The 13,606-nt window shown below is 43.4% G+C and carries 12 protein-coding genes, 2 tRNA genes, 2 pseudogenes and 1 riboswitch; of the genes and pseudogenes, 10 read left to right on the top strand and 6 right to left on the bottom strand.

Translation table 11 applies throughout. The features are described 5' to 3' along the window. Positions 1–100 precede the first annotated feature (100 nt). From BN1067_RS08215 to BN1067_RS08200, 4 genes and pseudogenes are all read right to left on the bottom strand, one after another. Positions 101–523, bottom strand: a pseudogene (locus tag BN1067_RS08215) (transposase); the annotation flags it as partial. 380 nt (positions 524–903) lie between these two features. Next, a complete protein-coding gene (locus BN1067_RS08210) occupies positions 904–1,779 on the bottom strand; it encodes a 6-phosphofructokinase (RefSeq protein ID WP_053218401.1) in 876 nt (291 codons plus the stop codon). Positions 1,780–1,936: 157 nt separating this feature from the next. Continuing rightward, positions 1,937–2,029, bottom strand: a tRNA-Ser gene (locus BN1067_RS08205). A 9-nt stretch (positions 2,030–2,038) separates the two neighbouring features. Beyond that, positions 2,039–2,111 (bottom strand) — tRNA-Thr (locus BN1067_RS08200). Between the two features lie 311 nt (positions 2,112–2,422). Here BN1067_RS08200 and BN1067_RS08195 point away from each other — a divergent pair. The 5 genes from BN1067_RS08195 to BN1067_RS08180 all read left to right on the top strand — a co-directional run bounded on the left by BN1067_RS08195 (position 2,423) and on the right by BN1067_RS08180 (position 6,787). Further along, complete coding sequence (locus BN1067_RS08195) at positions 2,423–3,196, top strand: transporter substrate-binding domain-containing protein (protein ID WP_053218400.1); 774 nt, start codon at positions 2,423–2,425, stop codon at positions 3,194–3,196. Between the two features lie 172 nt (positions 3,197–3,368). Continuing rightward, a complete protein-coding gene (locus BN1067_RS19835) occupies positions 3,369–4,031 on the top strand; it encodes an amino acid ABC transporter permease (RefSeq protein ID WP_053218399.1) in 663 nt (220 codons plus the stop codon). Continuing rightward, positions 4,032–4,754, top strand: a complete 723-nt coding sequence (locus tag BN1067_RS19830) for an amino acid ABC transporter ATP-binding protein (RefSeq protein ID WP_053218398.1) — start codon at positions 4,032–4,034, stop codon at positions 4,752–4,754. Between the two features lie 163 nt (positions 4,755–4,917). Next, complete coding sequence (locus BN1067_RS08185) at positions 4,918–6,048, top strand: zinc-dependent alcohol dehydrogenase (protein ID WP_053218397.1); 1,131 nt, start codon at positions 4,918–4,920, stop codon at positions 6,046–6,048. A 145-nt stretch (positions 6,049–6,193) separates the two neighbouring features. Continuing rightward, positions 6,194–6,787 carry a nitroreductase family protein gene (locus tag BN1067_RS08180; RefSeq protein WP_053218396.1) on the top strand — a complete coding sequence of 198 codons (594 nt, stop codon included), beginning with the start codon at positions 6,194–6,196 and terminating at the stop codon, positions 6,785–6,787. A 148-nt stretch (positions 6,788–6,935) separates the two neighbouring features. Here BN1067_RS08180 and BN1067_RS20145 read toward each other — a convergent pair. Next, positions 6,936–7,190 (bottom strand): annotated as a pseudogene (locus BN1067_RS20145) (IS5/IS1182 family transposase); the annotation flags it as partial. 471 nt (positions 7,191–7,661) lie between these two features. Here BN1067_RS20145 and BN1067_RS20140 point away from each other — a divergent pair. Both BN1067_RS20140 and BN1067_RS08170 read left to right on the top strand, forming a co-directional pair. Continuing rightward, positions 7,662–8,099 carry a cobalamin-dependent protein gene (locus tag BN1067_RS20140; protein WP_053218395.1) on the top strand — a complete coding sequence of 146 codons (438 nt, stop codon included), beginning with the start codon at positions 7,662–7,664 and terminating at the stop codon, positions 8,097–8,099. After that, entirely contained in the window at positions 8,086–8,847 is a 762-nt protein-coding gene (locus BN1067_RS08170) for an STAS domain-containing protein (protein WP_053218394.1), read from the top strand. The genes BN1067_RS20140 and BN1067_RS08170 overlap by 14 nt, the downstream gene beginning before the upstream one ends. Before the next feature lie 228 nt (positions 8,848–9,075). Here the strand turns inward: BN1067_RS08170 and BN1067_RS08165 are convergent, their stop codons facing one another. Further along, complete coding sequence (locus BN1067_RS08165) at positions 9,076–9,342, bottom strand: hypothetical protein (RefSeq protein WP_053218393.1); 267 nt, start codon at positions 9,340–9,342, stop codon at positions 9,076–9,078. Between the two features lie 230 nt (positions 9,343–9,572). Further along, positions 9,573–9,725, top strand: a riboswitch (SAM riboswitch). A gap of 183 nt (positions 9,726–9,908) precedes the next feature. Here BN1067_RS08165 and BN1067_RS08160 point away from each other — a divergent pair. The 3 genes from BN1067_RS08160 to BN1067_RS08150 all read left to right on the top strand — a co-directional run. After that, entirely contained in the window at positions 9,909–11,408 is a 1,500-nt protein-coding gene (locus tag BN1067_RS08160; protein ID WP_053218392.1) for a sodium:solute symporter family protein, read from the top strand. A 35-nt stretch (positions 11,409–11,443) separates the two neighbouring features. Beyond that, complete coding sequence (locus BN1067_RS08155) at positions 11,444–12,832, top strand: LLM class flavin-dependent oxidoreductase (RefSeq protein WP_053218391.1); 1,389 nt, start codon at positions 11,444–11,446, stop codon at positions 12,830–12,832. Positions 12,833–12,965: 133 nt separating this feature from the next. Continuing rightward, positions 12,966–13,606: NTTRR-F1 domain (locus BN1067_RS08150; protein ID WP_199868490.1), on the top strand; the 641-nt coding region annotated here is incomplete at its 3' end.

The following is a 13,606-nucleotide window of genomic DNA, read 5'->3' as shown; positions in this document are numbered from 1 at the left end:
GGAAAAAGAAAGCTAACCGTAACGAGGCCACTGAAAAACTGAAGGTCTTTGAAAAGTAGAATTTTAAAAAGCGGTATGTATGGAATTTAATTTCCATACATATGACTTCGACAAGACGTTCTGAATAGTCCAGCTCAGCTTTAAGCGTATCTTCGGTTGGTTTCTCAGGAAATTTTTTCTTCATGGATTCATCGATAGAATAAATCATTTTACGGACGTTCTTGGAACGGCTACGTAATACTTCTTGAGAGGATGTTTGATTGTATCGAGCCTTGGTGTGTGTCGCATCAAGGATAAGAGACTTCGATTGAATCACGCCTTTCTCAAGAGCGACCTCTACGGTTTTTCCAATCAGGAGATCTAAAAGGTTTGTGTCTTTCAGACGTTTACGACGGAAGTAAGCTAATAAGCTGGGATCAATGACGTCATCTTCTGGTGCCATTTCAAGGAAATATTTGAAGGACATGTCTACCTGAGCTCGTTCCACGAGATCCCCATCAGACAATGTATAGATGGTTTTCAGTGTACAAGAAAAAGAGTGACTTTCTTTTAGAATTTAAAGAAAGTCACTTCTTTATCATTTATCCTCTGTTGATTCCACGATAAACGTTCGGTGGTGACGCCTGCGGGAACAGCGCGAGCCGAAGATCCACTTGGTTAAGTGATCTTCTTGACCAAGTTAGCTGAGGCCGTGCCCGCGGCAAGCATCCACCGATAAGCGATTCGTGAGAATCAACAACAAACTTTTTAAATTTCTTCTAGATTAGAAAGGACTTTTCAGTTTGGTTAACTTATTGGAGTTATTTTCATTTGCTGATCGATAGAAGGAAACTTGATAATAGATTTCATAAGGTCAGAAATCACGACAGCCTTCCCGATCTTATTAACAAACCTGAATTTTCGTTAATCTAATTGTAACTGCGCCTCTTTCGCTTGAAATAACAATTTCCCGCCTGTCCGGTTATTTTCCACCCATTCAAGGATTGCCCCGGCAAGTTTCATGGCAATGATGCGGTCCTGTGCAGTCGGATCCGGTCCCATACAGAGAGCTTCATCGATACCATGCGTCTTCCAATCGATTGCGATGTCCACCAAAAGTTCGTTCGGAATTCGTTCCGCAGCGATTCGCTCGTCAAACAGCAAAAATGCATGGGTATGTCCAAGAGCAAATTCTTTCTGCAACTTGGTTTTCAATGCTAGAACATCCCCATCATCGAAGTCGTGATGCAGGACATGCCCATTGACTGCCAGCGCTACTTCATCAAGTACGTGCTTTGGCGCTTTGGCTCCGAGTTGAACCCCCAGCAAACGAGGGTTAGGATACTTCAAAGAATCAATCGTATCGCGAATGCGCAGGATACTTTCAATCATATAATTGAGTGCCGTGTCATAACCTAAAGACAGATCAGTCCCTTCCACATTGTTGTATATCGACACGGGGATAAATAAGCATCTCGTTTCCCCGAGCCTTTCCCGAAGCATTTCGACCATCGATGCTACCTGCTGCGGTCCAATCGCTAGTATGGCGTCAAATTCTCCGAGGGCGTCGTATACAGATAAATCCTCTGAAAGCGGTGAAAGCTGCAAGACATTTTTAAAATCCACAAATGCTCCTGAAATGTTTTCTTCGGCAAAATTTTTATAAGTAAGCACGCCGGACCGTTGATCTAGTCTGACCCCAGTGACTGTATGGGTATACAAAAGCTCAGAAATCACTTTATGTAAAAGTTGATTTACTCCGGCTGGCGCCATTTCAAAGTTGATAATTCCTATATGCACATATACCGCCTCACTTCCTGATGTAGTCTACCGCTCATTATACAAAAAATTCACTTGAAAAACAGGTTGCTCATAAGGAGTAATGAAAAGTAATAAATCAATGAAGAGAAATTCAGAAGAAAAGAGAGTGGAAAAAGAAGGACGAAATAAAAATAAGTGGCGGAGAAGGTGGGATTCGAACCCACGCGGCGGTAACCCGCCCTAATGCATTTCGAGTGCATCCCCTTCAGCCGGACTTGGGTACTTCTCCATATACAAGTGCTGGTGAGAGGACTCGAACCTCCGACCCCTTCATTACGAGTGAAGTGCACTACCAACTGTGCTACACCAGCGAGTCTTTAAAAGCACATAGAAAATAATAATACATTTTCTGTTTTTCTTCAACCAACTTGCTGGATTTCCAATAAAAAATTTTATGCTCTCCAAAGTAATCCTTAAAACTGTCTTTGTGCTCTATTCATTTGTATTTCATAGAAAAACAAACAAACCTACAGCTATTTTGCATCATATCGCTGCTATATGGTTCTCATGATAAAATATCAAACTTAACTCTATTATTTCTATGTTTTTGAAAATTTATGATTTTCAAAATATTTGGGATAATGGAAGGGTATTCAAAATATACAAGGGGGATAGCAAAAGCATGAAAAAAGCATATGTAGGTATATTTGCACTGTTACTATCTTTATTAATGTTAGCAGCTTGCGGCTCAGACGAAACATCGGGAGAATCCAAAGATGGCGAAACCTATACAGTGGCCACCGATGCCAACTTCCAGCCATTCGAATATAAAAATCCTGAAACCGGAGAAATGGAAGGTTTCGATATCGATTTGATTAAGGCAATCGCCGATGAGGCAGGCTTTAATGTAGAATTTGAAACAATGGAATTCGATGGTTTGATTGCCTCCATGCAATCAGGGAAATTTCCAATCGGAATCGCCGGTATTTCAATTACCGATGAGCGAAAAGAAACGATTTCCTTTTCCGACTCCTATTATGATTCAGGTTTGATCCTTACGGTACCGGAAGAATCGGATGTCCAGTCAATTAATGATGTCGATGGCTTGAAAGTCGGTACCCGACAAGGTTCAACGAGTGAATCCTATTTGAACGCTAACACGGATGCCGAAGTCGTAGCCTATCCGGAAATCGTAACAGCTTATATGAATCTGGAAAAAGACCGCCTTGATGCCGTACTTTATGACTTGCCGAACGTTCAATATTATATCAAGGAAAATGCCGAAGGAAAGCTAAAAACGGTTGGCGATGTAATGGAAGGACAGCCTTACGGTATTGCGTTCCCGAAAGACTCCGAGCTGGTTGACCCAGTAAACGAGGCGTTGGCAACTCTAAAAGAAAATGGTACTTACGATGAAATCTATAAAAAATGGTTCGGCACGGAGCCTGCAGAATAAGCCGGCAGATCCAGAACAGCAAGTATCAGGCGTAACAAGCGAAAGCTTGTTACGCTATTTTTTAGAAAGGCTGTTGTCGCTTTTCATCAAAAGCAACGTAAATAAAAACGTGCGTCTGGCAGGATGATGATTCTGCTTTCAGGCGCCTTGTCAATCAAGGGGAGATGCATGCATGATTGAAGCAATAATGGATTCACCATATATAAACTCACTGCCAACCCTGTTTGAAGGGTTGAAAATGACCTTGTTAATAACGATAGCCGGTTTATTCCTTGGCTTTATCCTTGGCGGGATAGTCGGGCTCGGCAAGCTTTCAAAAAACAAACTGATACAGGGCATTTGTACCGTTTATGTAGAAGTCGTACGAGGTACACCGATCTTGGCTCAAGTATTGTTCATCTATTATGGGCTGACAGAGGATTTGATCGGGCTCAGCATCAATGCCCTGACCGCAGCAATCGTCGCAATCACGATCAATGCCGCTGCTTACATAGCCGAAATCGTCCGTGGGGCTGTTTATTCGATCGAAAAAGGACAGCGTGAAGCCGGTCGATCTCTTGGCCTTACCGAAAAACAAACCATGCGCTATATCGTTTGGCCCCAAGCTTTCAAACGAATGATCCCGCCGCTTGGAAATCAGTTTGTCATCAGCTTGAAGGACACTTCTTTGTTTTCTGTTATCGCTGTTCATGAAGTACTTTACATGGGAAAACAGTACTACAATGTGACTTACGAGATTTTCGAAACTCTTGTGATGGTTTGTGTCCTTTATCTGATCATCACGATTCCTACCTCTATCATTTTACGACGTTTAGAAAGGAAGCTGGATGTATAAATGATTGAAATCAAAGACTTGCATAAATCGTTTGGTGACGTTGAAGTGCTCTCAGGAATCAACGCCACTATCAACCAAAAAGAAGTTGTATGTGTCATAGGCCCGTCTGGTTCCGGAAAAAGTACACTGCTGCGCTGCCTGAACCTTTTGGAAGACATCACATCTGGTCAGGTAATCATCGACGGGACCGATTTGACAGACCCGTCAACTGATATCAATAAATTGCGTACCAACGTCGGGATGGTTTTTCAGCATTTCAATCTTTTTCCACACAAAACCGTATTGGAAAATATCACGCTTGCTCCCATAAAAGTAAAAAGGATGTCAGAGAAGGAAGCCAAGGATGTGGCGATACCATTACTTGAAAAGGTTGGGTTATCTGATAAGGCCGAAGCATACCCGGAGAGCCTTTCCGGTGGACAAAAACAAAGGGTTGCCATCGCTCGTGCCCTGGCGATGAATCCGGAATATATGTTGTTTGACGAGCCTACTTCCGCATTAGACCCCGAGTTGGTCGGTGAAGTACTACAGGTCATGAAAGACCTTGCAAACGAAGGCATGACCATGGTTGTTGTCACCCATGAGATGGGGTTTGCACGTGAAGTCGGAGATCGCGTTATTTTCATGGATGAAGGAATCATTCAAGAGGAAGGTGATCCAGAGCAGGTATTTCTCCATCCTCAAAATGAACGCACACAATCCTTTTTAAGTAAAATTTTATAATTTGGCAGCAGTTTATGAAAACCGTCCACAGAGGGCGGTTTTTTCATTTTCGAACTTCACCCTCTTCTCTATCGTAATGTTTATTGACGTAAAACAGAAAAGGTTTCAAATCGGTCGCCTACGGCAATAGACAAGCAACACGTATGGAAAGGTGTGTGAGCGAGTGAAAGCAGTAACCAATCAGGGCAAAGAAAAAGTAGAAGTGAAAAATGTCGCAGATCCTTCGATCACAACTGGAGACGATATGATTGTCCGGATTACATCCACCGCCATTTGCGGTTCCGATTTACATTTATATCATGGACATATCCCTCTCGGAGACGATTATGTAATCGGCCATGAACCAATGGGAATAGTCGAAGAAGTGGGACCGGATGTTAAAAAGGTAAAGAAAGGCGACCGTGTCGTTATTCCATTCAATGTGGGTTGTGGCGAATGCCACTTTTGTAAAAACCAAATGGAAAGCCAGTGCGACAATGCAAACCCGCACCGTGATACAGGTGCCTACTTCGGTTATTCGGAAATGTACGGCAACTATCCCGGTGGACAGGCCGAATACTTACGTGTGCCTTATGCAGATTTTTCTTCTTTTGTAGTACCTGAAAGCAGCGAACTTGAGGATGAAAGTTTGTTGTTTCTCTCCGATATTGTTCCAACCGCTTACTGGAGTGTCGTCGGAAGTGGCGTTAAAGAAGGAGATACTGTAATCGTCCTCGGTGCAGGCCCAGTCGGATTGTTAATGCAAAAATTCGCCTGGTTGAAAGGTGCAAACCGCGTAATTGCTGTCGATCATGTCCCTTACCGGCTGGAGCACGCTAAACGAACCAACAACGTCGAAGTGTATAATTTCGAGGAATTCAGCGATATGGGCAACCATTTACATGAAATTACTCGAGGCGGAGCTGAAGTGGTTATCGACTGCGTCGGAATGGATGGGAAAGTCACCATGAAAGACCACGTAAAGACACTCGCAGGGCAAGTTGGTACGATTGACCCGATTATCACGGCAGCACACTCCGTAAAAAAATTCGGTACGATCCAATTGACGGGCGTGTATGGAGCGCCTGCTACAGCTTATCCGATGAATTCGATTTTCTCCCGCAATGTTACCGTAAAGGCCGGACAGGCTCCCGTCATTCATTTCATGCCGGAATTGTATCAGATGGTAGAAAACGGGGTTTTCGATCCGACGGACATCATTACCCACAAAGTCAGTCTGGACGATGCAGCAGAATCCTATCGATTATTCGATAAAAAGGAAGATGGTTGCATCAAAGTCGTACTCAAACCTTGAGACTTATAAAAAAACGGACAACAGATTGAATCTGTTGTCCGTTTTTTTAATTCCGAGTTGATCGGTAAGCATTTATCTTGCTGTCAAATTCAAACTTTTTTATACTTATTCTAACACTCGGAAATAAACAAAAGGGGGATATTAGATGAGTTCTGCGAAAGTAGTACCGGAAATAGAAAAGTACCGGAAAGCCGGTTACGATATAGACCCGTTATTTATCAACCGCTGGTCTCCGCGCTCCTTTTTGGATAAGGCCGTCCCAGACGAGATTTTATTCAGTGTATTTGAGGCAGCACGCTGGGCACCTTCTGCTCTCAACATTCAACCTTGGCGGTTTGTCGTAGCAAGAACAAAGGACGATCTGGAAAAATTCCATTCTTTTATTTTGCCTGGTAATCTGACTTGGTGTGAGAAAGCGCCAGTGCTTACCTTGATCATTTCGGAGAAAACGGATGATAAAATGGGAGAAAATGCAGCCCATGCCTTTGACACGGGCGCTGCTTGGGGCTATCTGTCTTTACAAGCTTCCTTAAAAGGGCTTGTAACCCATCCAATGGGTGGTTTCGACAAAGAAAAAGCCCGGAAGGTTTTAAATATCCCGGATAAATACGCGCTACACGCCGTGGTCGCCATTGGCTACCAGGGCCAAAAATCCGCTTTGCCGGTAAACCTTCAAGAAAGAGAACAGCCTTCTCCCCGTCGCCCACTCGATGAAACGATTCATGAAGGATCTTTTTAAAACGATGAAAAAGCATGGCTGAGAAGGTGACCACTGAAAAACCGAAGTTTTATGCTAGGTAGAATTTTAAACAAGCGGTCTGTGCGGAAATTATTCCATACTGACCGCTTTTCGTCTAATTTTTAAGGTTTGTGCCTCTATTCCTTCATTAGTTAACGATTCGTTTTACGTTTGCCGTTGAAAATCGCATCGCACCTTGAACGCGCATGCCTTCGAGACCCGAAGATGAGGCGGCCTCATATCCGTGTCTATGCTTCCATTCGCTATTTTTAGCTTTAATCTTATATCGTTCCTTCGCCCTTTCTTTAAAGGTATCACTGTTTTGAAAGGTGAGTTGAGCGATATGTTCTCCAGATTTTAAGCTGACCGAATAACTTTTGGTTTTGGCACCATGTTTATAACAGTACAAGAAAAAAGAGTGATTTTCTTTTTTAAATTAAATAAAAAGATTGACCCTTGGTAATTCCACGATGCGAGCGATGGTGACGCCGCAGGAACAGCGCTAGCCGAAGATCCACTTGGTCAAGTGATTTTCTTGACCAAGTTAGCTGAGGCCGTGCCCGCGGCAAGCATCCACCGACAAGCGATTCGCGGAAGGTTGAAAGAACTTTTTCAGTTGCCTCCTGAGCAGCGATGCTTTTATTATGCTCTTATTCGGAAGCAAACTGCTTTCGCTTTGATTACCTCTTCCATATAGCTAGCTTTCCAGTTGATCATCCCCATTCTGTCCGCAACATTCCCATTAAAATTCCCATTCAGGAAACTCCTTCCACCGTTATGCTTATAGGTTTATAGACAAAGATGATTCATGATAGGATGATTGTAATCGGTATATTCGAAAATATTTAATTTAACAGAAACGAAGGGTGTCCATATGTATATCGTCCATTCCATATTCGAAGTACCTTCGGAAAAATCAGAAGAAGTTATTGCCATCTATCAAAATCGATCCAGATTGGTAGATCAAGCTTCGGGTTTTGTGGCACTTTGCGCGGAAAAAAGCTGGAAGACAAGACTGCTCGGAGCCAATCTGCCATTGGAGTATGCGCTACAACAGGCAACCGACTGGAAACCAGATGTTATCGGATTATCTGCTGCCCTTTCCTACCGGCTTCCACTATTAAAAAAATACATCGATGATTTGGAGAGTTTGCCATTTCATCTCAAAGTCATCGTGGGCGGCCGCCTCGCCGGGATTCATGGTTTATCCAAATTTACGAGTAAAGAAACAGCCATTTTTGACAACCTTCATACATTGAATCAATGGCTGGATCCTTCGCGAGAGGAGGTTGAGGTTGATGGAGCAAGCTGAATACCTGCCTCTTCCTTATTTTAAGATCAATAAAAACCTAGACATCCTTTCCATGTCTGATAAGGCAAAACAGCTATTTATGATTGGAGATGGGTTTTTAAGTCTTGTGGATGAGGAAAGCATGGAAAAAGCCAGAAGTAACATCTATCCGGAAATAGTCGATAACAATGTAGAGCTGAATTTAAAAACGAAAAATAATCCTTCAGCAGCTTATGAAGTAAATATTCACTGGAACAGTGAGGATGGCCATATTATTTGTTTTGAGGCTCCAGAAAAGACGGAGAAAATTACAGACCAGCTCCAGAAATTGAGAGACAGATTGAATAGCACGGATTTTGAACTGTTGGCAAAGAAAGAAGAACTGGAAGACGCGATTGAACGAGTAAACAAACTTTCTGGCCCTGTCATCCCGCTTGATGAAGATGTTGCGCTTGTTCCATTCTTTGGCGACTTACCCCCAGAAAAACTGGATATCATTAAAACGGACATCCTCCGCTTCATCTATGATTCCTCCATCGATTACTTGCTATTTGATTTTACCGCCGTCGGAAACATAAGCAGGGAAGGAATCAATAGTCTGGAAGAACTGATGAACACAATCCATCTTATGGGACAGGAAATAGTACTATGCGGGGTTAAACCAAAACATGCACAAGCAATCAACAACCTTCGCCGTTTTTTAAAAGCCAAGACTGTTACCAGCTTGAGCCAGGCAATTCATCACTATTTTGGTGGTAATAACAAATAGGAATGGCAGTCAACCAATCTGGAAAAGCTTTGCCCTCCAGTGATGAACCGTTAAAAGAAAAAGAGTGGAGGTATCCTTGCGCCATCATTCTATCATGCAGGTCAACCAACCTTGAGAAGCACTAAAAAACATGAACGCTTGTGCGTTCATGTTTTTTATTCTACCTAATCACTTGTACCCATCAAAAGAATGGATGGCTTCCGGCGCAAATCTACTGTTAAAAGGCTATTAACCTGTCCGATAACTTTTTATAGAAAAAGACAGTTCTTCTTGTTGTAACCGATCAAGCATTTGTTGAAAGATAACTCCTTTTCTATTAGCTACATCTTTCTGCAATTGAAGATATAGCAGCCGCTTAGTCCCCTGATCCAAATTTTCTACCAGCTCTGCCCATAACTGCATCAAATCCTTCGATTGAGTGGCTTCAATTCCATAAGAAACACACATTTTTAATAGTTGATCTTCGAGCTCGTCCAATAACGCCTTCCCGCCCACTCCACTTCCTCCTCTGCTTTTATTTATTCTATTTCTATGCATCTTATCGAAAAAATAGAAGCAGAATCTATCACCAGAGAATCAAAGGCATCCCATAGTCAGGCGTGGTAACAATAATGATAAGTATCAACCAAATAGATAAACGAATATTCAGAATTATGTGTTGACAGTGATCGGTACCACTGGTAATATAATTCCTAATTAATTGAAAACCAAATAAAATAAGTTGTCTCTTATCAAGAGCAGGTGGAGGGAAATTGGCCCGATGAAGCCCGGCAACCGACTGTAATACCATTGTGAGATGGGGCGTTTAGCTGCGCCGCGGTTCTTACCGCTTAAAGCACGGTGCTAATTCCTGCAGTAGCGATACTGCAAGATGAGAGAAAGGGCGTTGGATATTTTGGATAAAAAAACCTCTTTCTCTTGGAAAGAGGTTTTTTAATTGCTCAAAACATAAAAGGAGGATGTAGCATGTTTCTGATGTATGGATTGTCTGCATTAGGTTTCGGGGTGATTGGCAGTCTTGTCTGCTCGATTATTTATCCAAAAAACAAGGAGGCAGCTAAATGAGTACATTGCCAACCTGGACCATTTTTATGATTGTGGCACTTTTAGTTGGGTACTTTTTTGTTGTTTTTTATATCGGCCACCGGGGGGCTCGACACAGTAGGACGATGACAGGCTTTGCCACTGCTCGCGGAAAAGTGAGCCCCTGGCTGGTCGGAGCAAGCTTTGCCGCCACCTTTGCCAGCGCCAATTTATATTTGGGTTTGCCTGGACTTGCCTATCAATACGGCATCTCGGTATTATGGTACACCTTGGGAAGCTTTGGTACCGCCTGGCTCGGCTTGCTTCTGTTCGCCAAAACCTTTTGGAAATACCAAAAGCAAAACGGCGGTGTTTCCACCCTTCCGGAATGGCTGGGAAAAAGGTATAACAGCAAAACGCTGCAAATTCTGGTGTCCATCCTGCTCTTGTTCAATATCTATTATATTGTTGGCCAAAACGTTGGATTGGCCACGATATTTGAAACCATTATTGGCATCCCATATGAGTGGGGAGTAGTCATCGGAGTCGTCATCACCATTGTTTACATAGGGCTTGGTGGAGCGTTCGCGCAAATTATCACCGATGCTTTCCAAGGAGTATTGATGTCTGTCACCTCTGTCTTAATTGTTACTTCATTGTTCTGGACAATCGGGGGTGGTTTCCAGGTGTTTAACCGGATGTTTGATCAATTGGCGGCCATCAACCCTGCACTTGTTTCCACTTTTTCGCCTGACGGACCTTATGACAGTGTACCGACCGTTCTGGCCATTCAATTTCTCATGATCAGTTTTGTTTTGATGCCTCAGCTTTTAAACAAAATTTTGGCGATCGAAACGGAAGAAGAACTGCGGCCATTTGTCATTTCCAGCGGTGTCCATCTGTTTTTCATCTCATACCTGCCCGTATTCGGCGGATTTGCCGCAAGAATTCTCGTTCCAGGCCTGGACGAGGCAGATCAAGCATTGCCCGCTTATTTAATCGAAGCATTTCCACCGATCCTTGTTGCATTGATGATTGTCGGAGTCATTTCAGCTGTGCTTTCGAGCACAGACAGTCTTTATCTGTCGATAACTTCCAGTATCGGGAATGACATTTATTTGCCGCTGGTTCAAAAAACCCGGGCAAGTCTTTCCTCCATCAACTATGACCAACGCGCAGTTATCATCGCTAAGTCTTCTTTGATTGTTGTCGGTGGTGCTTCCCTTTACTTGTCGATAAGTCGACCAGAATCCCTGGCCATGCTAATCCAGTTCAGCTTCTCGGCCATCATCAGCGGCGTATTCGGTCCAGTCCTGCTAGGCTACTTTTGGAAGAAAGGAAACCAAACCGGTGCAATTGTTTCCGTTTTAACCGGTTCCCTGTCCTATTTAGCCTTTACGCAATTCGACCTGCTGCCAAATTTATATATTGCCCTGTTTGTCAGTTCCACACTTGGATTAATCAGCATGATGGCAGCCAGCTACTTGGCAGCTGTAATCAGACCTAAGGTAAGTATCGCTGGCAAACATAGTGCTTGAATCGCAATAACAATTTTTTTCAGGAGGGATTTCTGTTGACAAAACAAATTATTTTACATGCGTTTGAAATGAACAGTGCGATGCATAATTCACATGGTCTTTGGAAGCACCCAAATACCAAGCGACATCGCAGCTATAAAGACTTGCAATATTGGGTAGACCTTGCCCGCTTGTTAGAAAAAGGGAAATTCGATGCCGTATTTTTTGCAGATGTGCTCGGCATTTACGACGTTTACCGCAAAAGTAAAGCACCGTCCATTCGGGATGGATTGCAAGTACCGGTAAACGACCCCGCCCTGCTTGTCTCGGCAATGGCTCAAGCGACCGAACACCTGGCATTTGCCATTACTGTCAGTACCACCTATGAACCACCCTTCGGCAATGCAAGACGCTTTTCCACACTTGACCATTTAACCAATGGCAGGATTGCCTGGAATATCGTGACATCCTACTTGCCAAACGCAGCAAGAAACTTTGGTCTTGAAGAAATGATTAAACACGATGAGCGATATGATATCGCCGACGAATATCTGGATGTGTCGTATCAACTTTGGGAAGGCAGCTGGGAAAACGATGCTTTCATCGAGGACAAACACAAAGGTGTTCTCATAGATCCTGATAAAGTAAACGAAATTAATCACCGTGGCAAGTATTTCCGGGTAGAGGGTCCTCATCTTAGTGAACCATCCCCGCAAAGAACGCCGGTTCTCTACCAGGCAGGAACTTCAGAACGCGGTCGTGCTTTCGCCGCCAAACATGCTGAGTGTATTTTTGTTGGTGGTCCGACTCCGGAAAGGATTCGTTATTATATCGAAGACATCAAAGAACGGGCCGCAAAACATGGACGTGATAGTTCCAAAATAAAATTTTTATCCTTCCTCAATGTGATTGTCGGGGAAACTACCGAGGAAGCGGAACAAAAATATGCAGAATATGCCAGTCATTGGAGTCCGGATGCAGCCAAAGCACAATATGGTGCAAGCGGCTCCGATATTGCGGAGTATGAGGAATGGGATCGCTCCTTGCCATTTGAATACACCAAAAAGACAGAGGGCGGACATTACAAAGCGGCAACACTTACAAAAGACGCTCCTAAAAAATTGACCGTTGGGGAAGTACTCGACCGATTTGAAACCTTGGACCGTACCAATATTATTGTCGGAAATCCAGAAGAAGTAGCTGACGCCATCCAATTTCAATTCGAAGAATCTGGAGTAGACGGATTTAACCTAAACCATCTTGTCACCCCTGGTGATTTAGAAGCTTTTGTGGAATTAGTCGTTCCTGTTCTGCAAAAACGCGGGATTTATAAAAAGTCGTACAAGCAAGGAAGCCTGAGAGAAAAACTTTTCTCCCAGGAAGCCGTCCTGCCCGCGGACCACCCCGGCAGTAGATACAGAAATAATGCAGCATCCTTTCGTTAACGGACAGTCTCGACTGTCCGTTTACTTTTCTCCATTATTCACTCATTTTTTTATTCGTTATTTTTCTAAAGACAGCTGTCTGAAACAAGCTGTCCTTGCCAGCATACGATTAAATTAAACGAGTAGAAAGGAGGTGGCTATCATCTCCATCGATAATTCAATCGTAAATGGCAGCTTTGAATCAGGTGATTTATCAAATTGGCAGGCCCAAAATGTAAGCATCTCCTCTACACATAAACACTCTGGATATTATGCAGCCAGGATGGCATTCAGTTCTACTCAATCTACTCTTTCTCAAATTGTGTCTGCAGAGCCAAATAAAAGCTATGAGCTAATCGCTTCTCTATCTAAAAGTAATTTACAAGCAAGCCCAGTTATCCGATTCCAAGTGTTATTCCTGGATGACCAAGAAAACGTACTAACGGAAGGATTAAAAGTTGATATTGTATATGACAGCATTCCTTCTGCTATTGAAGATACTTGGATAGAGATTTATCAAACCACCGATAAATCTCCGCCTACTACTACGCAAGCACAAATACTAATCAGTAAACCGGTCAGTTCACTCATGACTCCTTATGTATTTGTAGATGATGTGGCATTCCTGGGAACAGATAATGACGACATCCAGGGCATTACCGGACCTACGGGGGCTACCGGACCTACGGGGGCTACCGGACCTACTGGGGCTACGGGGGCTACTGGACCTACCGGCGCTTCCGGACCTACTGGGGCTGCCGGACCTACTGGGGCTACTGGACCTACGGGGACTAC

The organism is Virgibacillus senegalensis, from assembly GCF_000821245.2.
Lineage (GTDB): Bacteria > Bacillota > Bacilli > Bacillales > Amphibacillaceae > Sediminibacillus > Sediminibacillus senegalensis.
This window is presented reverse-complemented; position numbering and strand designations above follow the sequence as displayed.